The sequence below is a fragment of the Azospirillum sp. TSO22-1 genome (assembly GCF_003116015.1).
Lineage (GTDB): Bacteria > Pseudomonadota > Alphaproteobacteria > Azospirillales > Azospirillaceae > Azospirillum.
Genome location: NZ_LGQZ01000037.1, coordinates 25,932 through 48,628, shown reverse-complemented (window position 1 = coordinate 48,628; position 22,697 = coordinate 25,932). Strand labels below are relative to the sequence as shown.

The 22,697-nt window shown below is 68.0% G+C and carries 26 protein-coding genes; 13 read left to right on the top strand and 13 right to left on the bottom strand.

The genetic code is table 11. From position 1 onward, the window contains the following. Positions 1 to 9 precede the first annotated feature (9 nt). Genes TSO221_RS34970 through TSO221_RS34965 form a run of 3 tightly spaced genes read right to left on the bottom strand, consistent with a single transcriptional unit; the run spans position 10 to position 1,224 of the window. Positions 10 to 195, bottom strand: a complete 186-nt coding sequence (locus TSO221_RS34970) for a hypothetical protein (RefSeq protein ID WP_146208778.1) — start codon at positions 193 to 195, stop codon at positions 10 to 12. Further along, positions 192 to 440 (bottom strand): hypothetical protein, encoded by a 249-nt coding sequence (locus TSO221_RS11530; RefSeq protein ID WP_199229456.1) that lies wholly within the window; start codon positions 438 to 440, stop codon positions 192 to 194. The genes TSO221_RS34970 and TSO221_RS11530 overlap by 4 nt, the downstream gene beginning before the upstream one ends. Continuing rightward, positions 421 to 1,224, bottom strand: coding sequence for a hypothetical protein (locus TSO221_RS34965; protein ID WP_146208777.1), 804 nt, complete (start codon positions 1,222 to 1,224; stop codon positions 421 to 423). Before TSO221_RS34965 ends, TSO221_RS11530 begins: the two co-directional genes overlap by 20 nt. Before the next feature lie 128 nt (positions 1,225 to 1,352). Here TSO221_RS34965 and TSO221_RS11525 point away from each other — a divergent pair, with 128 nt between their 5' ends. The 4 genes from TSO221_RS11525 to TSO221_RS11510 all read left to right on the top strand — a co-directional run bounded on the left by TSO221_RS11525 (position 1,353) and on the right by TSO221_RS11510 (position 3,632). Next, entirely contained in the window at positions 1,353 to 2,474 is a 1,122-nt protein-coding gene (locus TSO221_RS11525) for a tyrosine-type recombinase/integrase (RefSeq protein WP_109118633.1), read from the top strand. Between the two features lie 229 nt (positions 2,475 to 2,703). Beyond that, positions 2,704 to 2,922 carry a DUF1127 domain-containing protein gene (locus TSO221_RS11520; RefSeq protein ID WP_109118632.1) on the top strand — a complete coding sequence of 73 codons (219 nt, stop codon included), beginning with the start codon at positions 2,704 to 2,706 and terminating at the stop codon, positions 2,920 to 2,922. A 62-nt stretch (positions 2,923 to 2,984) separates the two neighbouring features. Beyond that, positions 2,985 to 3,341 carry a zinc ribbon domain-containing protein YjdM gene (locus TSO221_RS11515; protein WP_109118631.1) on the top strand — a complete coding sequence of 119 codons (357 nt, stop codon included), beginning with the start codon at positions 2,985 to 2,987 and terminating at the stop codon, positions 3,339 to 3,341. 117 nt (positions 3,342 to 3,458) lie between these two features. Then, a complete protein-coding gene (locus TSO221_RS11510; RefSeq protein WP_109118630.1) occupies positions 3,459 to 3,632 on the top strand; it encodes a YdcH family protein in 174 nt (57 codons plus the stop codon). 68 nt (positions 3,633 to 3,700) lie between these two features. On the opposite strand, the gene TSO221_RS11505 is transcribed toward TSO221_RS11510, so the two are convergent. After that, on the bottom strand, positions 3,701 to 4,012 hold the full coding sequence (locus TSO221_RS11505; protein WP_109118629.1) for a Gas vesicle protein V: 312 nt from the start codon (positions 4,010 to 4,012) through the stop codon (positions 3,701 to 3,703). A gap of 155 nt (positions 4,013 to 4,167) precedes the next feature. Here TSO221_RS11505 and TSO221_RS11500 point away from each other — a divergent pair, with 155 nt between their 5' ends. Together TSO221_RS11500 and TSO221_RS11495 are read left to right on the top strand one after the other, a co-directional pair. Continuing rightward, positions 4,168 to 6,558, top strand: coding sequence for a penicillin acylase family protein (locus tag TSO221_RS11500; protein WP_247878012.1), 2,391 nt, complete (start codon positions 4,168 to 4,170; stop codon positions 6,556 to 6,558). Continuing rightward, on the top strand, positions 6,558 to 7,775 hold the full coding sequence (locus TSO221_RS11495; protein ID WP_109118627.1) for a threonine ammonia-lyase: 1,218 nt from the start codon (positions 6,558 to 6,560) through the stop codon (positions 7,773 to 7,775). Before TSO221_RS11500 ends, TSO221_RS11495 begins: the two co-directional genes overlap by 1 nt. Before the next feature lie 133 nt (positions 7,776 to 7,908). Here TSO221_RS11495 and TSO221_RS11490 read toward each other — a convergent pair whose 3' ends face one another. Continuing rightward, the gene (locus TSO221_RS11490) at positions 7,909 to 8,385 is read right to left on the bottom strand and encodes a flavin reductase family protein (RefSeq protein ID WP_109118626.1); all 477 of its coding nucleotides are present in this window, start codon (positions 8,383 to 8,385) and stop codon (positions 7,909 to 7,911) included. Between the two features lie 183 nt (positions 8,386 to 8,568). On the opposite strand from TSO221_RS11490, the gene TSO221_RS11485 reads away from it, so the two are divergent. The 4 genes from TSO221_RS11485 (at position 8,569) to TSO221_RS11470 (ending at position 13,160) form a co-directional block, all read left to right on the top strand. Then, positions 8,569 to 9,681 carry a flagellar motor protein MotB gene (locus TSO221_RS11485; protein WP_109118625.1) on the top strand — a complete coding sequence of 371 codons (1,113 nt, stop codon included), beginning with the start codon at positions 8,569 to 8,571 and terminating at the stop codon, positions 9,679 to 9,681. Between the two features lie 269 nt (positions 9,682 to 9,950). Then, positions 9,951 to 11,438: a circularly permuted type 2 ATP-grasp protein gene (locus TSO221_RS11480; protein WP_247878011.1), complete on the top strand. Its 1,488-nt coding sequence runs from the start codon at positions 9,951 to 9,953 to the stop codon at positions 11,436 to 11,438. Then, on the top strand, positions 11,435 to 12,412 hold the full coding sequence (locus TSO221_RS11475) for an alpha-E domain-containing protein (RefSeq protein ID WP_109118624.1): 978 nt from the start codon (positions 11,435 to 11,437) through the stop codon (positions 12,410 to 12,412). Before TSO221_RS11480 ends, TSO221_RS11475 begins: the two co-directional genes overlap by 4 nt. Positions 12,413 to 12,419: 7 nt before the next feature. Further along, positions 12,420 to 13,160: an arginyltransferase gene (locus TSO221_RS11470; RefSeq protein ID WP_109118623.1), complete on the top strand. Its 741-nt coding sequence runs from the start codon at positions 12,420 to 12,422 to the stop codon at positions 13,158 to 13,160. A 159-nt stretch (positions 13,161 to 13,319) separates the two neighbouring features. Here the strand turns inward: TSO221_RS11470 and gmk are convergent, their stop codons facing one another. Together gmk and TSO221_RS11460 are read right to left on the bottom strand one after the other, a co-directional pair. After that, positions 13,320 to 13,976, bottom strand: coding sequence for a guanylate kinase (gene gmk / locus TSO221_RS11465; RefSeq protein WP_109118653.1), 657 nt, complete (start codon positions 13,974 to 13,976; stop codon positions 13,320 to 13,322). 5 nt (positions 13,977 to 13,981) lie between these two features. After that, positions 13,982 to 14,848: a YicC/YloC family endoribonuclease gene (locus tag TSO221_RS11460; protein ID WP_109118652.1), complete on the bottom strand. Its 867-nt coding sequence runs from the start codon at positions 14,846 to 14,848 to the stop codon at positions 13,982 to 13,984. 108 nt (positions 14,849 to 14,956) lie between these two features. Between TSO221_RS11460 and TSO221_RS11455 the strand changes: the two genes are divergently transcribed. Further along, positions 14,957 to 15,727 (top strand): SDR family NAD(P)-dependent oxidoreductase, encoded by a 771-nt coding sequence (locus tag TSO221_RS11455; protein ID WP_109118622.1) that lies wholly within the window; start codon positions 14,957 to 14,959, stop codon positions 15,725 to 15,727. A gap of 63 nt (positions 15,728 to 15,790) precedes the next feature. Here TSO221_RS11455 and TSO221_RS11450 read toward each other — a convergent pair whose 3' ends face one another. The 3 genes from TSO221_RS11450 to TSO221_RS11440 all read right to left on the bottom strand — a co-directional run bounded on the left by TSO221_RS11450 (position 15,791) and on the right by TSO221_RS11440 (position 19,071). After that, positions 15,791 to 16,399 carry a phospholipid methyltransferase gene (locus TSO221_RS11450; RefSeq protein WP_109118621.1) on the bottom strand — a complete coding sequence of 203 codons (609 nt, stop codon included), beginning with the start codon at positions 16,397 to 16,399 and terminating at the stop codon, positions 15,791 to 15,793. Between the two features lie 138 nt (positions 16,400 to 16,537). Beyond that, entirely contained in the window at positions 16,538 to 17,185 is a 648-nt protein-coding gene (locus tag TSO221_RS11445; RefSeq protein WP_109118620.1) for an exopolysaccharide biosynthesis protein, read from the bottom strand. Beyond that, positions 17,182 to 19,071 (bottom strand): ABC-F family ATP-binding cassette domain-containing protein, encoded by a 1,890-nt coding sequence (locus tag TSO221_RS11440; RefSeq protein WP_109118619.1) that lies wholly within the window; start codon positions 19,069 to 19,071, stop codon positions 17,182 to 17,184. Before TSO221_RS11440 ends, TSO221_RS11445 begins: the two co-directional genes overlap by 4 nt. 156 nt (positions 19,072 to 19,227) lie before the next feature. On the opposite strand from TSO221_RS11440, the gene ndk reads away from it, so the two are divergent. Both ndk and TSO221_RS34960 read left to right on the top strand, forming a co-directional pair. Continuing rightward, positions 19,228 to 19,650, top strand: coding sequence for a nucleoside-diphosphate kinase (ndk, locus tag TSO221_RS11435; protein WP_109118651.1), 423 nt, complete (start codon positions 19,228 to 19,230; stop codon positions 19,648 to 19,650). A gap of 167 nt (positions 19,651 to 19,817) precedes the next feature. Continuing rightward, positions 19,818 to 20,642: a hypothetical protein gene (locus TSO221_RS34960; RefSeq protein ID WP_146208776.1), complete on the top strand. Its 825-nt coding sequence runs from the start codon at positions 19,818 to 19,820 to the stop codon at positions 20,640 to 20,642. A 50-nt stretch (positions 20,643 to 20,692) separates the two neighbouring features. Here TSO221_RS34960 and TSO221_RS11430 read toward each other — a convergent pair whose 3' ends face one another. The 3 genes from TSO221_RS11430 to purM form a co-directional block, all read right to left on the bottom strand. Then, positions 20,693 to 20,842, bottom strand: coding sequence for an aa3-type cytochrome c oxidase subunit IV (locus TSO221_RS11430; RefSeq protein WP_109118618.1), 150 nt, complete (start codon positions 20,840 to 20,842; stop codon positions 20,693 to 20,695). Between the two features lie 73 nt (positions 20,843 to 20,915). Next, a complete protein-coding gene (gene purN, locus TSO221_RS11425) occupies positions 20,916 to 21,572 on the bottom strand; it encodes a phosphoribosylglycinamide formyltransferase (protein ID WP_109118617.1) in 657 nt (218 codons plus the stop codon). Further along, entirely contained in the window at positions 21,560 to 22,639 is a 1,080-nt protein-coding gene (purM, locus tag TSO221_RS11420) for a phosphoribosylformylglycinamidine cyclo-ligase (protein WP_109118616.1), read from the bottom strand. Before purM ends, purN begins: the two co-directional genes overlap by 13 nt. Positions 22,640 to 22,697 lie beyond the last annotated feature (58 nt).

Genomic DNA, 22,697 nt, shown 5'->3' with positions numbered 1-22,697 from the left:
CGGTGCCCCTCAGTGCGAGCCGTGCCGGCGCAGCAGTTCGTCGGCCTCCGCGTCGCTCGCCACGTTGACGAACTCGACGCGGTGCCGCTCGGCCCGGCCGCTAGCGATGATGCGTTCCAGCTCGGCCCGGCCCTTCACTACTCGGTGCGCGCCATCGGGCAGAACGGCAACAATCACATCGGGGACAGCCGTCATTGCGCGGCCCTCCCCTCCTGCTCGGCAATCCAACGCACGATGGTGCTCTTCCGGGCGAAGAGCTTTGCGCCGATCTGGAACACCGGGAGCTTGTCTTGCAGGTGGTAGACCTGTCGGGGCTTCAGCCCCATGAAGGCACCGATTTGCTCGGCGCCTTCAAGCATATCGTCAGCCAGCGCTTCGCCGTGGGGCTTTCCACCCCGACCATTTGCGCTGTCGCCGATGCTATGTTGGCCCTGGCTCATAGTCTTCCTCATCATATTTGTCGGGATCATCCTGGTAGTTCTCACTGCGCTCCACCGGTAGCCCCAGCAGCTTTCGGAACGTCACCGAAAGCCCCATGTAGAGCGCGATTATTTGGAAGTAAGATGGAAAGTCGCTAGGGACACTAAGCATGTAGCGCGGCTTTCCGTTATCTGCTTCAATTTTTTTCCACTCTTCCTTAGATACGACTTTGAGAGCTAGCGTCTTGGGGTCGATATCCGACACCCCCACTCTACGGGGCGCGCCATCAACATTGCTGGCGTACATTCCCCAGTAGAATTGGGAGGGGTCCTTGTAAGTGACATAGGTATTCGTTGAGCGATCGATGTATCCAAAAACGGTCGGTGACTGAGCAAGCGCGTCCGTATAAACAAATCCTCCCTTTGCGATCACCACATGCCCAATGCGACGCCAGTAATATTCAAAGGCCCCGGCGTCCGGGTGCATCAGTTCGGCGAAATCTGGGTCGTCACGTTTCCCAAGCTCCTCCCAAAGATCCACGTCATAAAACATCAGCATGTCATCAAGCGGCAGGGCGTAAGCAAGCGTATGGGCCATGCGAAGACTAAGCCCCGCATTGAAAAGCTGTGCCGTGACGCTGATACGGTTCGCCTGATTAAAATCCCACAAGCGTACCTTTCCACGTCCGCCACCTGACTGTACTGGTCGGACTGCACCCCATTGGATCAGCTTTCGGAGATTTTCCTGGCTGATCTCACAGGCGTCCATAACCTGCTCGTCTGTGAACGTTCGTTTCTGGGTCATTCCATCCACTCCACAGGCTCCAACCTATAAACATGCGCTGCGCGGCGCAAGATAAAACTTGCGCCCTTCAGCGCAGGTAACGTACATTCCTATCCGTTACCACGCATTACGGCAATGGGAGGCGCAGCATGGCATCAGTCCGCAAGCGCACCCTGCCCAGCGGCGAAACCCGCTGGCAGGTGGACTACAAGGATCAGGCCGGAAAGCGCCGGTCGAAGCAGTTCGAGACAAAGAAGGAAGCGGTCGGCTTCGAAACCCAGGTTCGGGCCGCCATCGCCAATGGCACCTACATTCACGCGGCCGACTCGATCACGGTGGAGGAGGCGTGCCGGCAGTACCTTGAGCACCTAACGGTTCGCCGGGACACCGGCCAGGAGATGGAGCGCGCCACCTACCGCAACTATGAGGGCGCGATCCGCCTGCACATCCTCGAACCGGAAATCGGCATCGGCGGCATGAAGCTGGCCGAGTTGAAGGCGAAGCACGTCAACGCCTTCCGTGACCGCCTCTTGGCCGGCGGCCGATCCGTCACCCGTACCCGGCGCATCCTCATCATCCTCGGCTTCGTCCTGAAGCACGCACGCTCGAACGAACTCATCTTCACCAACCCACTCGAAGGCGTCGAGGTGAAGCGCCAGAGCCGCGCCAGCGGCGCCATGACGAAGGAGGCGGCGCGGTCGCTCAAGGAGAACGTGAAGCGCCTCATTGACGCCGCGGAGGGTGATGAGTTCCGCACCTATCTAATCGTCGCGGCGCTGGCCGGGCTGCGCGCCTCTGAACAGCGCGGGCTTCGCTGGGAGAATGTGGACCTGGAGGCGGGTTACATCCGGGTTCGGGAGCGTGCCGACATCTTCAACGCCATGGGCGAGACCAAGAGCGAGGCAGGCAACCGCGACGTTCCCATTGGCCCGTTGATCGTCAACACGCTGAAGCGGTGGAAGCTTCAATGCCGGAAGTCGGATCTGAACTTGGTGTTCCCGACCAAGGCCGGCGGCATCATCGCCCACACCAACGTGCACTCCCGGTGGTTCAAGCCGCTGTGCCGGAAGCTGGGGATCAAGATGCGCTGGCACGATCTGCGGCACTTCGCCGTGTCGGCCTGGATCGACCAGGGGTTCAGCGTCAAGGCAGTGATGGAGTTCGCCGGCCACAAGGACTACCGGCAGACGATGGAGCGGTACGGCAAGCTCTTCCCGTCCGAGGATCACCACAAGGCGATGGCAGCCATGGAAAAGCGGTTGCTGGGGTGAAAGCCCCCCGCATGCAACACCAATGCAACACGAACTGCTAAGTTAATTGATTTGTTTAGCTTTTTCGAGCCAATCCATCATCAACATGGGATGATGGGGTAAACATGGGTCAGGCACGCCTCCAGCGCGTGCCTGACCTTCCATTCCCGCAGCCGTATGTCCATTGTGTCGGTAGGAAAAAAGGATCAAGGTCCCGGCATTCCCCGTTTGCACATCTGGACGTTCCACCGTGAGCTTCATCACCCTTCAGCCCGTCGCCGGCGCTGACGACCGCACCCCTGCGCAGCCGACCGCCCTGTTGCTGCTGACCGGCAGGTTCCGCGCCTTCTTCGCCACCATGCGCGCACGCCGCGAGTTGAAGGCGATGGACGATCGCCAGCTCCGGGACGTCGGCATCCATCGCTCGGACATCACCATCTTCACCGCCATGGGCCGGATGGGCGGCTGAGTTTTGGTTCCGCTCGGCCCGCCGGTGCACTAGGGTGCGCCCTCCAACCAGCGAGGACGACGATGGACAGCGACGTGACGTGCCCCGAGTGCAGCTCCGAACACGCCTATCACGACGGCAGCCTGTGGATCTGCCCGGAATGTGGGCATGAGTGGAACCCGGAGACCGCCGGCGCCGCTGCGGCCGACGCCTCGCAGGAGCAGAGCGTGCGCGACGCCAACGGCAACGTGCTCGCCGACGGGGACAGCGTGACCGTGATCAAGGACCTGAAGGTCAAGGGCTCGTCGCTGGTGGTCAAGGGCGGCACCAAGGTGAAGGGCATCCGCCTCGTGGACGGCGCCGACGGGCACAACATCGCGTGCAAGATCGACGGCATCGGCGCGATGAACCTGAAGTCGGAGTTCGTGAAGAAGGCCTGACGCGCGCCGAAGGGGGAGGGCACCGCTTTCGCGCAGTGGCATCGGCGCCCCATGCCCATATCTGTATCCAGACGACCCGGGTCCCGGGTCGGGAGGACACAGATCATAGGTGCTGCCATGGAGATCGTTGAAACGGATGCCGTCGAGGCACTTCGCCATCGCCATGCCGAGCTCGAAGCCCAGCTTCGGGCGGAGTATGGCCGCGCAAGACCGGACGACCTGGCCCTCAAGCGCCTGAAACTCGAAAAGCTGTACGTCAAGGAACGGATCGACCGGCTCAGCATCCACTGAGCCTCGGCCGACCTATCGTGCCGCGCGTCACCCCGTCCGCAGGCCGGGCGGGGTGACGAAACCTCGCCTCAGCCCCGCCCCGGCGTGCCGCGCGGCGGGAATCGGCTGGAGGTGGCGCGAACCGTATTGCCCGGCCCACCTTCATCGCCGTTCCGGCGCGCTTCGCGGTCCAGCGCGCGGGCGTTCTCGATGCGGGCGATGGAGCCCTCCAGGTCGCGGATACGCTCCTTCAGCGATCCCAGGATCGCCCCGCCGGCCTGCCGGCTGGTGAACTGCTCCAGATCCTGCTTGAGCCGCGCCAGCTGGCTTTTCTGCTCCGCAAGGGTCGGGCCGTCCTTGCTGCGGGTCATCCGGTAGGCTTTTTCATCGTAGTTCGGCATTGGCATCCCTCCTGGCTCGCACGACCATATCGGGTCTGCGCGCCGCTGTCGCCATAGTGCGTATGGAGGATGTGTCACGCCAGCCCGCACGCGATGCTGTCTCGCCCGCCCGCCTGCACTATGTTGGAGGCTGGAATGGCGGACGGGTTTCCGGAATGCGGCGTTTCCTGAAGATCATCGCGGCGGTCGTGCTGGCCGTCGTCGTGCTGCCGGCGCTGGTCGGCGGCGGGCTGTTCCTGTGGCTGCGCGGCGAACAGCCGCAGCACGCCGGCTCCCTCTCGCTGCCCGGTCTGGACCGGCCGGTGGAGGTGCTGCGCGACGCCGACGCCGTGCCGCACATCTTCGCCGAGACCGAGGCGGACGCCTACTACGCCCTGGGCTTCGTGCACGCGCAGGACCGGCTGTGGCAGATGGAGGGCATGCGGCGCCTGGGCAGCGGCCGGCTGGCCGAGCTGTTCGGCACGCGGTTCGGCGACTTCACGCTGCGGCTCGACCGGTTGACGCGCACGCTGGGCTTCTACCGCCGCGCCCAGGAGAGCGTCGCGCTGCTGTCGCCGGACGCCAAGCGGGCGCTCGACGCCTACGCCAAGGGGGTCAACGCCTACATCGCCGCCCGCAAGGAGGCGCTGCCCATCGAGTTCCAGCTGACCCGCCTGGAGCCGGAGCCGTGGAAGCCCGCCGACAGCCTGGTGTGGGGCAAGCTGATGGCGCTGCAACTCGCCGGCAACTACCGCGAGGAACTGACCCGTGCCCGGCTGGCGCAGGCGCTGACCCCGCAGCAGATCCGCGACCTCTACCCCGGCGACCCGCCCGGTTCGCCGGTGACGCTGGCGGCGGATCTCCGGGGGATGCGCTTCGACAAGGCGGAAGCCGCGCTGCCGCCGCCGCTCGGCTTCGACCTCGCCTCCAACGAGTGGGTGCTGGCCGGCAGCCGCACCGCGACGGGCAAGCCGATCCTCGCCAACGACCCGCACCTGGGGTTGGACGCGCCGGTGCTGTGGTACTTGGCGCGCATCGTCACGCCGAATTTCACGATCACCGGCGCCACCGCGCCGGGCATGCCGATGCACGCGCTGGGGCAGAACGGCGCCGTCGCCTGGGGCTTCACCAACACGCACAGCGACGTGCAGGACCTGTTCGTCGAGCGCGTCGACCCGCAGGACCCCGGCCGCTACCTGACGCCGAAGGGCAGCGAGCCCTTCGCCACCCGCACCGAGATCATCAAGGTCGCCGGCCAGCCGGACGAGGAGCTGACGGTGCGCGAGACGCGCCACGGCCCGGTGCTGAGCGGGCTGGAGGGCATGGACGGCGCGCCAGCCGGGCACGTGCTGGCGCTCGCCTGGGCCGGCCTGCGCGAGCCGGACACCACCGCCGAGGCGCTCTACCGACTCAACCACGCCCGCACCGCCGCCGAGGTGCGTGCGGCGCTGGCCAAGCACGTGACGCCGCAGCAGAACGTGGTCTACGCCGACACCGCTGGCACGGTGGGGTTCATCGTACCGGGCCTCGCCCCGGTGCGGCGCAGGGGCGACGGCACGCTGCCGGTGCCGGGCTGGGACGGCGACTACGACTGGACCGGCTTCATCCCCTTCGAGGCGCTGCCGCAGTCGGTCAACCCGCCCTCCGGCCAGATCGTCAACGCCAACAACGCGGTGGTCGGGGCGGGCTACCCGTACCTGCTGGCGGCCAACTGGCCGGAGCCGCTGCGCGCCGCCCGCATCCAGCAGATGCTGGCCGGCGGCGCCTTCACCGTGGACGACGTGGCGGCGCAGCAGCTCGACGTCACCTCGCTGGCCGCCCGGGAGCTGCTGCCGCTGATGACCGCGGCGCCGGCCGCGGGGCGGGCGGCGGAGGCGGTGGCCCTGCTCAAGGCGTGGGACGGCCGCATGGACCGCGCCCGGCCGGAGCCGCTGATCTTCGAGGCGTGGTTCCGCGCGTTGAACCGCGCGCTGCTCGGCGACGAGCTGGGGCCGCTGTACGGCGAGTATTTCTGGCAGCAGACGCGCACGGTGAAGCTGGCGCTGGCCGACCGCCCGGCGTGGTGCGACGACGTCCGCACCGCCGACCGGACGGAGACCTGCGCCGAGGTGCTGGCGGCGTCGCTGGACGCCGCGCTCGACGAGCTGGCGCGCAAGCACGGGCCGGCCATGGCCGCGTGGCGCTGGGGGGCGGAGCACGTGGCGCCGCTGCCGCACCCGCTGCTCAGCCGGCTGCCGCTGGTCGGGGGCTGGTTCACCCTGGCGGTGGAGACGGACGGCGACAGCTTCACCGTCAACCGCGGCACCACGCGCTTCTCCGACCCGGCGGCACCTTACGCGCACGTGCACGGGGCCGGATTCCGGGCGGTCTATGACTTGTCCGACCTCGGCAACTCGCGCTACGTCATCGCCACCGGGCAGTCGGGCAACCCGCTGTCGGCGCACTGGGGCGATTTCGTCGGGCGCTGGCGGCAGGGGGACAACGTGCGGCTGGCCGGCGACCGCGAGGCGCTGCGCAAGGCCGGCGCCCAGGTCCTTTCGCTCAAGCCCAGCTTCGGAGGCCGTTGATGAGCACCGTTACCGCCGCGGATGTCCAGGCCGCCGCCGCCCGCCTCTTCGGCCGCATCGCCGCCACCCCGGCCGAGGCGGCGCCGCGCCTGTCGGAACTGGCCGGCTGCGAAGTGTTCCTGAAGCTGGAGAACCAGCAGCACACCGGCTCCTTCAAGGAGCGCGGCGCGCTGAACAAGCTGCTGAGCCTGTCGGAGGCGGAGCGCGCTGCCGGCGTCATCGCCATGTCGGCCGGCAACCACGCGCAGGCGGTGGCCTGCCACGCCGCGCGCCTTGGCATCAAAGCGACCATCGTGATGCCCAGCTTCACCCCCTTCACCAAGGTGGAGCGCACCGAGAGCTACGGTGCCCGCGTCGTGCTGGAGGGCGAGACGCTGAGCGACGCGGCCGCCTTCGCGCAGGAGATGGCGGCGCGCGAGGGGCTGGTCTTCGTCCACCCCTACGACGACGCGCACGTCATCGCCGGCCAGGGCACGGTGGCGCTGGAGTTCCTGGAGCAGGTGCCCGACCTCGACGCGCTGGTGGTGCCGGTGGGCGGCGGCGGGCTGATCGCCGGCATGGCGGTGGCGGCCAAGGCGGTGAAGCCGGACATCCGGGTGATCGGCGTGGAGTGCGCGCTCTACCCCTCGATGCGGCAGGCGGTGCGCGGGGAGCCCATCGTCTGCTCCGGCGTCACCATCGCCGAGGGCATCGCCGTCAAGGCGCCGGGCGGGCTGACCAAGGCCTTGGTCGAGCAGCACGTCGAGGATATCCTGCTGGCCTCGGAGGAGGCGCTGGAATCCGCGGTGTTCCGCATGGTGACGGTGCAGAAGCTGGTCGCCGAGGGCGCGGGCGCGGCGGCGCTGGCGGCGGTGCTGGCCGAGCCAGGGCGCTTCCAGGGCAAGCGGGTCGGGCTGGTGGTGTCGGGCGGCAACATCGATGCGCGGCTCCTGGCGCAGGTGCTCATGCGCGGGCTGGTGCTGGAGGGCCGCATCGTGCGCCTGCGCATCGCGCTGACCGATGCGCCCGGCGCGCTGGCCAAGGCGACGCGGATCCTCGGCGAGGCCGGGGCCAACATCGTCGAGGTCTATCACCAGCGCCTGTTCCATGACGTGCCGGTGAAGATGGCGGAGATCGACGTCATCCTGGAGACGCGCGACCGCACGCACGTGCAGGCGATCGTCGACCGGCTGGCGGCCGGCGGCTTTCCGACGGAGCTGATGGTGGACGTGTCGTGAATTCCCTCTCCCGTCCCGGGAGAGGGTGGCCGCGCAGCGGCCGGGTGAGGGTAAAATCAAGGATCCTTGCAGGCACCCTCACCCTCCCACGCTTACGCGTGGGCCCCGCCCTCTCCCGGGACGGGAGAGGGAATCAAAGCTGCGCGTAGCTCCCGCGGAAGTACAGCAGCGGCTTGCCCTCGGCGACGGCGCGCAGGCAGCGCACGCGGCCGACGACGATGGCGTGGTCGCCGCCGTCGTGCACCGCGTGGCGGTCGCACTCGATGTTGGCGAGGCAGCCGGTGAGGATCGGCACGCCGGTGTCCCAGCGCTCGACGCCGACACCGTCCCAGCGCTCCTGCAGGTCGCGGCGCGAGAAGCGGTTGGACAGGTCCTCCTGGTCGGCCGCTAGGATGTTCACCGCGAACGCCGTACCACCCACGAAGAAGTCGTAGGCCTGCGAGGCGCGGCCCAGGCTGAACAGCACCAGCGGCGGGTCGAGCGACACCGACGAGAAGGAATTGACCGTCACCCCCACCGGGTGGCCGTCCGGGCAGCTCGTGGTGACGACGGTGATGCCGGTGGCGAAGCAGCCGAGCGCGTTGCGGAAGGCGCGGGGATCGATGGTCATGGCAGCCTTGGCTCGGACCCGTAAAGCGGTGGTGGGCGGGGATTAAACCACCCCGCGGCCCGGCGCAAGCCGGTTCTGTCCACCGTAACATCAGGATTTGCCCGAGAGTCCGTTAAACGGATCTTAAGGAAAACCGCGCACCGTGGCGGCGTCGCATTCCGGCCCGGATTTCCTGGGGTTACGATGGCAGCCAATCCGGCCGGCACCGAACAGCCGATCATCATCAAGAAGAAGAAGGGCGGCCACGGCGGCCACCACGGCGGCGCCTGGAAGGTGGCCTACGCCGACTTCGTCACCGCGATGATGGCGTTCTTCCTGCTGCTGTGGCTGCTCAACGTCACCACTTCGGACCAGCGCAAGGGCATCGCCGACTACTTCGCGCCGGTGTCGGTCAGCCGCGAGACCTCGGGCTCCGGCGGCATGCTGGGCGGGCAGACGGTGACGGCGCCGGGCGCGCAGATCAACTCCAGCTCGCCCATGACGCCGGACATCCCGTCGACCCCCAGCCTCACCGGCGTCGGCGGCGAGGAGCCGATGAGCGGCGCCGAGGGCGGCCCCAACTCCGGTGCGGCCCAGAGCGAGCAGAAGCCCAACGAGAACCGCCTGGAATACCAGCAGCGCCTGGAGCAACTGGCCAAGCAGCTGGGCATTCCCGGCCAGAAGCCGGGCGAGAAGCTCGCCGACTTCGCCGACCGCGTGTCGGAGGCCACCGCCAAGCTCCAGGAGCAGCAGTCCGAGGGCAAGCAGTTCCAGCAGACCGCCAACGAGATCCGCCAGGCCATCCAGTCGATCCCCGAGTTGCAGCCGCTGGCGCAGAACCTGATGATCGACCAGACGCCGGAGGGGCTGCGCATCCAGATCGTCGACCAGGACCGGGTGTCGATGTTCCCCGGCGGCTCGGCGCAGATGTACCCGCAGACGCGCCAGCTGGTGATGCAGGTGTCGCAGGCGCTGGCCAAGCTGCCCAACAAGCTGTCGATCAGCGGCCACACCGACGCCACGCCCTTCGCCGGCGGCGGGCGCGACAACTGGGACCTGTCCACCGAGCGCGCCAACGCCACCCGCCGCGCCCTGCTGGCCGGCGGCATCCCGGAGACCCGCGTCCAGGACGTGGTCGGCCGCGCCGACCGCGACCTGCTGGTGCCCGACCAGCCCGGCAGCCCGCGCAACCGTCGCATCAGCATCGTGCTGCTGCGCGACGCCCAGGCCAAGGCCCCGGCGACCGGCGGGCAGTCGGCCAAGCCGGCCGCGGCACCGGCTCCCGCGCCGGCTCCGGCCGCTCCGGCACGGCGCTGATTCCGCTGATCCTTCCGATGGGAGGAGGAAACACAGAGACACAGAGTTTCTATTTCTCTGTGTCTCTGTGGTAAACCCCTGCCGACCCGATGAGCCATCGGCTGGCGGCATCGCCCAAAAAAACGGCAACCTGCCCGCGCACCGCGCACCCTCCACGAAAAACCCCACGGCGACTCAACCGTTCGCCCTATTGGCCCTGTTGATGCATAGGGCATTGCTCCATACTTCCTGCGGTGCAGCTGGCACCGCGTCTCGAGCGGGAGGAGCGGGTGAGCGTGAACGGAGCGACGGCGCCACAGGCGGGCGCGCGGAACCTCCTGGCGTCCTACGACGCCGGCATCTTCTATGACGAGCTGTTCGGCAACGCCGACAAGCCGGCCGGGCACACGCGGCTGATCCGCGAGCGTCTCAACCAGCTCGACTTCGAGGACCTCCGGCGCCGGGCCACCGACGCCGAGAAGGAGCTGTACAACCTCGGCATCACCTTCCTGATCTACGCCGCGCAGGGGGCGGAGGACCGCATCCTGCCCTTCGACGTGATCCCGCGGGTGATCTCGGCCCGGGAATGGGCGCACCTGGAGGCGGGGATCAAGCAGCGCGTCGCCACGCTGAACCTGTTCCTGCACGACATCTACCACGACCAGAAGATCCTCAAGGACGGGATCATCCCGGCCGAGCTGGTGCTGGGCAACGCCAACTTCCGGCCGCAGATGGCTGGGCTGGACGTGCCGTTCGACACCTACATCCACATCATGGGCGTGGACCTCGTGCGCGACCGCGAGGGCACCTTCCGCGTGCTGGAGGACAACGGGCGGGTGCCGTCCGGCGTCTCCTACGTGGTCGAGAACCGGCACATGATGCAGCGGGTCTTCCCCGACCTGATGCGCGACATCGGCATCCGCCCGGTCGACAACTACGGCCACAAGCTCTTGGAGGCGATGTCGGAGATCGCGCCGGTGGCCGAAGGCGACCCGGAGGTGGCGCTGCTCTCCCCCGGTTCCTACAACTCCGCCTATTTCGAGCACATCTTCCTGGCCCGCGAGATGGGTGTGCCGCTGGTCGAGGGGCGCGATCTGGTGGTGGAGAACCACCGCGTCTACATGAAGACCACCGACGGCCTCGCCCCGGTGCACTCGATCTACCGCCGCATCGGCGACGACTTCCTCGACCCCACCGCCTTCAACCCGGACAGCCTCCTGGGCGTGCCGGGGATCCTGGAGGCGTACCGGCGCGGCAACGTGGCGCTGGCCAACGCCATCGGCACCGGCGTGGCGGACGACAAGGCCGTCTATGCCTACGTGCCGCGGATGATCAAGTACTACCTGGACCAGGACGCCCTCATCCCGAATGTCGACACCCGCATCTGCCGCGAGCACGACGCGCTGACCTACACGCTGGACAACCTGGACAAGCTGGTGGTCAAGCCGGTGGGCGAGGCCGGCGGCTACGGCATCACCATCGGCCCGCGCGCCAGCAAGGCGGAGCTGGACGACTGCCGCGCCAAGCTGATCGCCGACCCGGCCAACTACATCAGCCAGCCGGTGGTCGACCTTTCCGTGTGCCCGACCGTCACGCCCGACGGCATCGAGCCGCGCCACGTCGACCTGCGCCCGTTCGCGGTGACCGGATCGAAGACCTGGGTGCTGCCCGGCGGCCTGTCGCGGGTGGCCTTGCAGAAGGGAACGCTGATCGTGAATTCCAGCCAAGGCGGCGGGTCGAAGGATACGTGGGTCCTGGAAAACGGGGGTGCGGCATGAACCTGCTGGCCCGCTACGCCGAGAACATCTTCTGGATGGCGCGCTACATGGAACGCGCGGAGAACCTGGCGCGCGTCCTCGATGTGCAGGAGACCTTCGTGCGCGACGAGCGCGGCGGCACCAACTGGCTGTCGGTGGTGCAGCTCTACGCCGACGAGGAGGCGTTCCTCAAGCGCCACGCCGTCGCGTCCGCCGAGACGGTGGTGGCGTTCTATCTACTGGACGCGACCAACCCGAACTCCATCGTCTCGACGATCCGCGCCGCGCGCGAGAACGCCCGCACGCTGCGCCCCTGGATCTCGACCGAGATGTGGTCGCAGATCAACGTCTTCTACAACCAGCTGCTGGCGCTGACGCCGAGGGACGTGGCGATGCCGCACCTCAGCCGCGTCTGCCGCATGGTCAAGGAGGCGTGCCAGACCCACACCGGCATCACCGAGGGCACCTTCTACCGCGACCAGGGCTGGTACTTCTACCAGATGGGCAAGGCGATCGAGCGCGCCGACCAGACCACGCGTCTGCTCGATATCAAGTACCACACGCTGCTGCCGTCGCCGGACGACCTCGGCTCGTCGCTCGACATGCAGCAGTGGTGCACGGTGCTGCGCTCGGCCGCCGGCTACCACGCCTTCCGGCGCGTCTACCCGCGCGGCATGACGCCGACGACGGTCGCCGGCTTCATCCTGTTCAACGAGGGGTTCCCGCGCTCCGTCGTCATGTGCGTGCGGCAGATCGACGGGTTGTTGACGCGGCTGAAGTCGCGCTACACTTTGCGGCGTGGCAGCGAGGCCATGGAGAAGGTCGACGAGCTGCTGGCCGCCCTGTTGAGCCGCCCCATCGAAGCCGTGATCGCCGACGGCCTGCACGAGTACCTGGACTGGGTGCAGAGCCAACTGATCGGGATCACCGCGGAGATCGGCCACGCGTTCTTCGGCCAGGAGCCCGCCCCCCTCGCGCAGGTGGAGGTCCAGTAGAGAACGCATGTCGATCATCCCGCCGCATCACCGGCCGCTCCAGCAGTTCTTCCGTTCCGGCCCGATGCCGTGCCCCTACCTGCCCGGCCGGGTCGAGCGGAAGCTCTTCACCCGGCTGAGCGGTCCGTACGCGGCGGAGGTGAACTCGACGCTGTCGCGTGCCGGCTTCCGGCGCAGCCACGACATCGTCTACCGGCCGGTCTGCCCGACCTGCTCGGCCTGCGTGCCGGTGCGCATCGCGGTGGACGCGTTCGAACCGACCCGCTCCCAGAAGCGCGTGCTGCGCATGAACGAGGACCTGCGGCTGGGGCAGGCGCCGGCCAACGCGACCACCGAGCAGTATCGCCTGTTCGCCACCTACCAGGCGTCGCGCCACGGCGATTCCGACATGGCGCGCATGGCGATGGCCGATTTCGCGGCGATGATCGACGAGGGGCGGGCCGACACCTCGCTGGTCGAGGCGCGGGACGGCGACGGCCGGCTGATCGCCTGCATGCTGACCGACCGGCTGGGCGACGGCTGGTCGGCGGTCTACAGCTTCTACGACGCGGCGCAGGAGAAGCGCAGCCTGGGCACCTACATGATCCTCGGCCTGATCGCGCGGGCGCGGGCGGAGGGGCTGCCCTACGTCTATCTCGGCTACTGGATCGCGCAGAGCCGCAAGATGGCCTACAAGGCGCGCTTCCGTCCGCTGGAGGCGCTGGGCCGCGACGGCTGGTACCGGGTGCCGGACGACGAGATGCTGTAACCTGTTGGCATTTACTTATTTTTTCCTCATCCCCGCGAAGGCGGGGATCCAGTGCCCGCGTCTGCGGGCCTCATGAGTCATGTCGCCGCTGCCGCGGCTCTCTCTGGATCCCCGCCTTCGCGGGGATGACGGAAGGGATGCTCCCTCCAGGAAGCGTTCCTACAGCGCCGCCTGCACCGCCTGGACGAACTTCTGCAGGCCCACCTGCCGGGTGCGCTTCAGCCGCTCGGCGCGCAGGATCGCCTGGACCGAGGCGACGCTTTCCTCGATGTCGTGGTTGACGATCACGTAGTCGTACTCGGCCCAGTGGCTGATCTCGTCGGACGCCTTGGCCATGCGCTGGGCGATCACCTCGGCCGAATCCTGGGCGCGGCTGTGCAGGCGACGCTCCAGCTCCTCGCCGGACGGCGGCAGGATGAACACGCTGACGAGGTCGGTGCGCGCGTTCTCGGCCAGCTGCTGCGTGCCCTGCCAGTCGATGTCGAACAGCACGTCGCGGCCGGCGCCCAGCGCCTCCTCCACCCGGTTCTTCGGCGTGCCGTAGCAGTTGCCGAACACGCGGGCGTATTCCAGCAGCTCGCCGGCCTCGGCCTTGCGCTCGAACTCGGGCATGTCGATGAAGTCGTAGTCGACGCCCGGCTGCTCGCCGGGGCGCATCGGCCGCGTCGTCACCGACACCGACATGGTGATGCCGGCGTCGCGGTCGAGCAGGCGGCGCGAAATGGTCGTCTTGCCCGCGCCCGACGGCGACGACAGCACAAGCATCAGGCCGCGCCGACGGATGTCCTTCGGGGCGGGGTGGTCGGTGGTAGGCATGCGGATCACTCGATGTTCTGCACCTGCTCGCGCAGCTGCTCGATGGAAGCCTTCAGCGACAGGCCGATGCGGGTCAGCTCCACATCGGCCGACTTGGAGCACAGCGTGTTGGCCTCGCGGTTGAACTCCTGGCACAGGAAGTCGAAGCGGCGGCCGATGGCGCCGCCCTCGGCCAGCAGGTCGCGTGCCGCCTGGACGTGGGCGCGCAGCCGGTCCATCTCCTCGCGCACGTCGCCCTTGGCGATGATCAGCGCCGCCTCCTGCGCCAGCCGGTCCTCCGACAGCGCCGGCACGGCGTCGAGGAGCGCCGCGACCTGGGCGCGCAGCTTCTCCTTCAGCACCTCGGGCTGCACCGAGGAGCAGGCGGCGGACGCCTCGGTCAGGCGGGCGATCTCGTCGAGGTGGCCGTTCAGGATCGTCACCAGCCGCGCGCCCTCGGCAGCGCGGGCGGATGCCAGGCGACCGACCACGGCGCCGAGGTCCTTCTTCAGGGCGGCGTCCAGGCGCTCGCGCGCCTCGGTCTCATCCTCCTCGACCGGCTCGATGATGCCGCGCACGGTGAGCAGCGCGTCGAGCCGCGGCGGGGCGGCGCCTTCGCCCTCGATCTCGCGGGCCAGTTCCAGCACCTGGGCCAGCAGCTCGCGGTTGATGCGGATCTGCGAGACGGTCGAGGTGCGGGTGACGTTGAGCGTCAGGTTGACGGTGCCGCGCGCCAGCGTCTTCGGGATCTCGGCGCGGGCCTGCGCCTCCAGCTGGTCGAAGCCCGAGGGCATGCGGCAGCGCAGGTCGAGGTTGCGGCCGTTGACGCTCTTGGCCTCCAGCGTCCAGGCGTAGCCGTCGGCGTGGCCGTCCACGCGGGCGAATCCGGTCATGCTGGCGACGGGGCGGTGGGCGGTCACATCGGCCTCGGCTACAATTTGTGGGCTTTGGGGGAACACCTTATAGCCCGCGTTCGGCGGGCCAACAAGCGGCGAGGCGCGATGACTCCAGTCCGTTCCGTGGTGATCACCGGTGCGTCCAGCGGCATCGGCGAGGCTCTGGCGCTGGCCTACGCCGGCCCCGGCGTGGCGCTGGGCCTGACCGGGCGCGACGCGGCGCGCCTTGATGACGTGGCGGCGCGCTGCCGGGGCAGGGGGGCGGTGGTCGAGGCGGGCGTGGTGGACGCCGCCGACCGCGCGGGCATGGCGGCGTGGCTCGCCGGGTTCGACGCGGCGCACCCGGTGGATCTGGTGATCGCCAACGCCGGCATCTCCGCCGGCACCGGCCTGAACGGCGAGACCGAGGAGCAGGCGCGGCGGATCTTCGCGGTGAACCTGGACGGCGTGCTGAACACCATCTACCCGGCCATCGACGCCATGCGCGGGCGGGGGAGGGGGCAGGTCGCGCTGATGGCGTCGCTGGCGGGGTTCCGCGGGCTGCCCGGGGCGCCGGCCTACTGCGCCAGCAAGGCGGCGGTGCGGGTCTTGGGCGAATCGCTGCGCGGCGATCTGGCCGGGCAGGGGATCGGCGTGTCGGTGATCTGCCCCGGCTTCGTGCGCAGCCGCATGACCGCGCGCAACCCCTTCCCCATGCCGTTCCTGATGGACGCCGGGCCGGCGGCGGAACTGATCAGGCGGAAGCTGGAACGGAACGTCGGGCGGATTTCGTTTCCCTGGCCGATGGCGGCGGCAGTGTGGCTGCTGTCGGCGCTGCCGTCCGCCTGGGTGGACCGGATTGCGGCGCGGGCGCCGCGGAAGCCGGCGGGAGCGTAGGGCCAAACGAAAACGCCCCTTCCACACGGAAAGGGGCGTTTTCACAGACCGGAGAAAGATCCGTCAGGCCTTCCAGTACGCCCACACCGAGGCCGGCGGGACGTTCTGCCAGGTGAAGCCGATGCGCTTTCCCTTCAGGCCCAGCGCCGGCATGTTGAGCGGCGAGTTGATCATGTAGGTGTACAGCAGGAAGCGGCGCCCCTCCGGCATGACCGAGAAGGTGGCGTCCACGATCCCCTGCTGCACGTCCATGGGCAGCACCTTCATGGGAATGCCGATCACCACCGTGCCGACCTTGCCGACGAGGTCCGGCCCCAGCGTCTCCGCCACCTTGCGGCAGTCGGTGTTGATGACGTTCACGTCGGGGTAGACGCCGTGCACGTAGCGGGCGAGGTGCGGGTCGATCTCGAAGGAATAGACGCGCTGGGCGGGGATGCCGGCCTCCAGCAGCGCCTGGGTGATGGCGCCGGTGCCGGGGCCGAACTCGGCGATCACCTCGTCGGGGCCGCAGACCAGATTCTCACGGATGATCTTGCGCAGGCCGGGACCGGACGGCGTGATCGATCCCACCGCCATGGGGTTGGCCATCCACCGCTGGAAGAAGATCAGCGCCGGGTGCGGCGCCTTGGCATTCTTGGCTTTCGCGGCGACGGAGTATTCCGAAGGAGTCATGATCGGCCTTTCGCCGGTGGTTATTGCCTGATGCCCCCGGTTAACACGATCTTGTGCCTGGGGGTCCCGAACCATGGTTTCCTGAGCTTCTTATCCAACAAAAGGACGGGATCTTGCAACCCGCTGGACGCCGCACGCTTACGGAATAGGCTCATTGGACAGAAGCTCGTGGCCCGCGTACGACAGGCCGGACACCAGGACCACCGCCGCGACGACAGCGGCGACCGACAGCAGAAGCCCCACTCCGATGGCGCCGCCGTCGCGCTCGATCAGCCCCAGCGATATCAGCACCAGCGCGAATCCGGGCAACCAGCCCATCAGCGGCACCGGCACGATGCAGACGCTGATCAGCACGACGATGAGCACGCCGAACCAGCGCTCGCCGTCCACGTGCGCCAGCCGCGGCAGGCGCGGCTTCAGCATCGCCTCGATCCACAGGAGGCGCGGCATCACCGCGTCCAGCATGCGCGCCGCGTTGTCCCGCGACACCGAGCAGCGCAGCAGCCACGCCGGCAGCACCGCGTCGCGCTTGCCGAACAGCAGGCGCAGCGAGAACAGGAACAGCGGCAGGTCGCACAGTACCGAGACGCCGAGCGGCACCGGCGCGATGGTCGGCAGCGCCAGCCCCAGCAGAACCGTGCCCAGCGAGCGGTCGCCCAGCGCCGCGATGAGGTGGGCGAGCGTCACCCGCTCCGCCGGCAGATCGGCGCGGAACGCCGCCAGCACGTCCGACGTGCGCTGCTCGTCGGCCAGCGCCGGGCAGTCCTGGTCCAGCTCTGCGCTCATGCGGCGATGCCCGCGTCCGCCGCGGCGGCCTCGTAGGCCTCCAGCGCCTCCAGCCAGGTCTCCTCGGCGGCCGAGAGCTTCTTCTCCACCGCGCCAAGGTCGATCTGCAGCTTCCGCAACGCCTCGCTCGGCCCCTCGTAGAGCTTGGGGTCGGCCAGCTTGCCCTCGATCTTCGCCTTCTCGGCGCTGAGCTTGTTCACCAGCGCCTCGGCGTCGGTGGCCTTCTTCTTCAAGGGCGCCAGCGCGGCGCGCGCCTCGGCCGAGGCGCGGCGCTGGTCCTTGCGGCTGGGGCCGGTGTCGCCCTTGGCCTCGGCGCGTTCGGCCCGCGCCTTGTCGAGCAGCAGGGCGCGGTAGTCCTCCATGTCGCCGTCGTAGGGCTTGCAGGTGCCCTCGGCGACCAGCCACAGGCGGTCGGCGGTCAGCTCGATCAGGTGCGGATCGTGGCTGATCAGGATCACCGCGCCCTCGAAGCCGTTGATCGCCTGGATCAGCGCCTCGCGGCTGTCGAGGTCCAGGTGGTTGGTCGGCTCGTCGAGCATCAGGATGTGCGGCGCCTCGCGGCTCATCATGGCGAACAGCAGCCGCGCCTTCTCGCCGCCGGACAGGCTGGAGATCTTCGTCTCCGCCTTCTGCTGCGGGAAGCCGAAGCGGCCGAGGTGGGCGCGCACCTTCTCCTCCAGCACGTCCGGCATGACGCGGGCCATCTGCTGGACGGGCGTGAGGGTCAGGTCCAGCTCCTCCGCCTGATGCTGGGCGAAGTAGCCGACCTTGAGCTTGCCGGAGCGGCGCATCTCGCCGCCCATCGCCTTCAGCCGGCCGGCCAGCAGCTTGACCAGCGTCGACTTGCCGTTGCCGTTGGCGCCCAGCAGCGCGATGCGGTCATCCATGTCGATGCGCAGGTCGAGCCGCCTGAGGATCGCCTTGTCGCCGTAGCCGACGGTGGCGTCCTCCAGCGCGACCAGCGGCGGCGACAGGCCGTCGGGCTGCGGGAAGTTGAAGCTGACCCGCTCCTCCTCGGCGATCTCGGCGATCGGCTCCAGGCGCTCCAGCGCCTTCAGGCGGCTCTGCGCCTGCCGGGCCTTGCTGGCCTTGAAGCGGAAGCGGTCGATGTACGACATCATGTGCTTGCGCACCGCGTCCTGCTTGGCGGCGGTGGCCTGCAAGCGCTCGATGTTGGCGCGGCGGGTGGCGACGAAGCGGTCGTAGTTGCCGCCGTAGGTCACCAGCTTGCCCTGGTCGACGTGGACCGTCGTCGTCGGCACCGAGTTCAGCAGGTCGCGGTCGTGGCTGACCAGCAGGATCGTGTGCGGGTAGTTCTTCAGGTAGTTCTCGAGCCAGATCGTGGCCTCGAGGTCGAGGTGGTTGGTCGGCTCGTCGAGCAGCAGCAGGTCCGGCCGCGCGAACAGCACGCCGGCCAGCGCCACGCGCATCCGCCAGCCGCCGGAGAAGGCGGAGCAGGGTTGCAACTGCTGTTCGGCGTCGAAGCCCAGGCCGGAGAGGATCTGCGCGGCGCGCGCCGGGGCGGAGTGCGCCTCGATGTCGGCGAGGCGCGTGTGCACCTCGGCGATGCGGTGCGGGTCGGTGGCGGTCTCGGCCTCGGCGAGCAGCGATGTCCGCTCGGTGTCGGCGGCCAGCACGGTGTCGATCAGGCTGGTGGCGCCGGCCGGTACCTCCTGCGCCACCATGCCGAGCTTCATGCCGGCGGGCAGCGTGATGGAGCCGCCGTCGGCGTGCAGGGTGCCGGCGATGAGCTTCAGGAGCGTGCTCTTGCCGCAGCCGTTGCGGCCGACGAGCGCCACGCGGTGCCCCTTGGGCACCACCGCGGTGGCCTGGTCGAACAGCACGCGGCCGCCGTAGCGGAACGTCAGGTCGTTGATGTGCAGCATGTCGTCGGGGGATGTAGCACGTCGGCGGCGTGGTTTGAAGGGATCGGGTGGGGACACGCTTGCCGAGCCGCCACCCGGCCGCTATAACGCGGCGCAACGCGGTGCCCCCGTCCGGGGAGCGCCGGGAAAACTATTTTCATGTGGAGCACCACCGCCATGGCCCTCGAGCGCACCCTGTCGATCATCAAGCCCGACGCGACCCGCCGCAACCTGACCGGCAAGATCAACGCCCGCTTCGAGGACGGCGGCCTGCGCATCGTCGCGCAAAAGCGCCTCCAGCTGTCCCAGGCCCAGGCCGAGACCTTCTACGGCGTGCACCGCGAGCGTCCGTTCTTCGGCGACCTCGTGAAGTTCATGGTCTCCGGCCCGGTGGTCGTGCAGGTGCTGGAAGGCGAGAACGCCATCGCCCGCAACCGCGAGATCATGGGCGCCACCAACCCGGCCAACGCCGCCGAGGGCACCATCCGCAAGGACTTCGCCGAGTCGATCGAGGCGAACTCGGTGCACGGCTCCGACGCCCCGGAGACCGCCGCCCAGGAGATCGCCTACTTCTTCTCCGGCCTGGAGCTGGTCGGCTGATTCCAGCCCGATCGGACACGGAAACGGAAAAGGCCGCCCTTCGGGGCGGCCTTTTTTGTGCCTCGACGGCGGCAGGAACGCTTTGAAACGGATAAGTTGAGCTTTACGCTCCTTGTGCCTACCCTGCCTGCAAATCCATAGATTCAATAGGGCTTCTTGGGGGGTGCATGATGCGCGCGTTTGGGTTGATTGTGACGTTGAGTTTGGCGGCATGCCAAACTTCCGATTTGGCTCCAAGTGCATCCGACGCGTTGAATGCTCAGCGCAATCATCCCGGTGCCGTTTATGACGACCTTCCTGGGCCGAATTGCTATGGCGTTCCGTACGCAGAGGAAAAGCCAAAATTTGATATAGTAAGACAAGCCAGACAGGAAGATTTTGAACAAATAGATGCTGATGGCAAAGAGGTTGATAATCAGCGTTGGGGGAGTCTAGTAATTTCGCTGAAGCCGCTTGGTTTTCCTGTCGAGATTTCTCGTATAAGACGAGGGTTTGTGGGAGTAAGGCAGGGAATGAGCGTCAATGATGGGCTATCGAGTTGGAGTGGCGTTGACTTAGATCGGAAGGAAGTTGTTTTTATTAATCGATATACTTATGCTCCGCAAGCCGCGTTTAGCCGCCCATTTGGTGATCCAGTTCTTCCAAGTGAGCAACCGGAAATACATGCGGGCAAACGGATTTATACGCGCAAATGGTTTGATGGCGATCGGGTTGAGATGGAAATAATTCAACGAGCTTTATTGAGCAATGGAGAAATCAAGGCTTTCATATGCTTAGCAAATTCCGCGCTGGAGCGAGTGCCCCTTAGAAAAGAGAAGCAATATGCCGTGTTGACTCCCGATCATGCGCAATATGATGTTATATTGCGAGATCTAAGGATATCGGGCGAGCGTATGCTGAGATACGAAAAATATTTTGATCCTGGGGTGCTTGATGAATTTGTCGGAGCTATGCGTATAAAGATCCAAAAATATGAGTGGATCAGAAAATAGCGGTGTTGGGCCGCGCTGTTGCTCGGCCCAACCCAAGCTCCGACTTGTGGCTACAGCAGGAAGATCGCCATCAGGATGAGCAGGACCGCGACGCCGATGACGGCGACCCTCATGAAGTGCGTGAAGGATTCCCAGCCGCGCGCGTGCTCGCGCACCAGTTCCTCGCTGACGGGCCGGTCGTGTGGTTGCGCCAGGGCCATGATGACAATCCCTCCTCGTTCCTGCGGTTTTGCGAGGAAGTGGTGGCCGCGGGGCGCCCCGGCAAGTCCTGGCTTACGGCGCGGGGTTGAGCAGCACCGACGCGCCGTCGGGGGCGTGCCCCTCGACGCGGACGCGCTCGTTCTCGACGCGAACCCGGCCCTCAGCGATCAGCCGCACGGCGAGCGGGTAGGCGCGGTGCTCCTGCGCCAGCACGCGGCCGGCCAGGGCGTGGGCGTCGTCGTCCGGCAGCACCGGCACCGCCGCCTGCACGATGATCGGGCCGACGTCCATCTCGGAGCGTACGTAGTGCACCGTGCAGCCGTGCACGCGGACGCCGGCGTCCAGCGCCCGCTGGTGGGTGTCCAGCCCCTTGAAGGCGGGCAGCAGAGACGGGTGGATGTTGATCATCCAGTCGCGCCACGCATCGACGAACCACGGCGACAGCAGCCGCATGAAGCCGGCGAGGCACACCAGCTCCACCCCGGCGTCGCGCAGCCGGGCGTCCATGGCCGCCTCGAAGGCGGGCTTGTCGCCCGGGAAGCCGCGGTGGTCGACCACCGCGGTCGCAATGCCGGCCCCGGCCGCGCGCGCCAGCCCGGCGGCGTCGGCCTTGTTGGAGAGCACCAGCGCGATCTCCGCGGGGAAGTCGGGATCCGCCGCCGCGTCGATCAAGGCCTGCAGGTTGCTGCCGCGTCCCGAGATCAGGACGCCGACCTTCAGACCGGCCATGCCGCGTCCGTTCCGGCGACCGTCACCCGCTCGTCGCCCGTCACCGGGCCGATGGTGCCGACGCGGTAAACGGTCTCGCCGTGCCGGCGCAGGATCTCCGCCGCCTCGTCCGCCTTCTCCGGCGGGCAGACGACGACCATGCCCAGACCGCAGTTGAAGGTGCGGGCGAGGTCGGTGGCGCTCAGGCCCCCGGTCTTCGCCAGCCAGCCGAACACCGGCAGCAGCGGCCACTGCGCGGCGTCCAGGCTGACGCCCAGGCCGTCCGGCAGCACGCGCGGGATGTTCTCGATCAGGCCGCCGCCGGTGATGTGGGCCAGCGCCCGCACCGTGCCGGCGCGCACCGCGGCGAGCGCACTCTTCACATAGATGCGCGTCGGCGTCAGCAGCGCCTCGCCCAGCGTCTTCGACTCGTCCCAGGGGGCCTTGTCGGCGTAGCTCAGCCCGCTCGTCCCGACCAGCCGGCGCACCAGCGAATAGCCGTTGGAGTGCACGCCCGAGGAGGCGAGGCCCAGCACCACGTCGCCGGCCTGCACGCCGGCCCCGGTCAGCGCCTGGTCGCGCTCGACGGCGCCGACCGAGAAGCCGGCGAGGTCGTAGTCCCCCCCGGCGTACATGCCCGGCATCTCGGCGGTCTCGCCGCCGACCAGGGCGCAGCCGGCCTGCCGGCAGCCCTCGGCGATGCCGGCGACGATGGCGCGGCCGGCCCCGACGTCCAGCTTGCCGGTGGCGAAGTAGTCGAGGAACAGCAGCGGCTCGGCGCCCTGCACGACGAGGTCGTTGACGCACATCGCCACGAGGTCGATGCCGACCGTGTCGTGGCGGCCGCTGTCGATGGCGACCTTCAGCTTGGTGCCGACGCCGTCGGTGGTGGCGACCAGCAGCGGGTCATGGTAACCGGCGGCCTTCAGGTCGAACAGCGCGCCGAAGCCGCCCAGGCCCGCGTCGGAACCCGCGCGCGCGGTGGAGCGTGCCAGCGGCTTGATGGCCTCGACCAGGGCGTTGCCGGCGTCGATGTCCACGCCTGCCTGCTTGTAGGCGTCGGACGCGTTTTTTGCGGGAGTGCTGATGGTATCCTCGCTTGGGCTGGGCTATATACCGGGCCAAAGATCGGGCCGAAACATACTC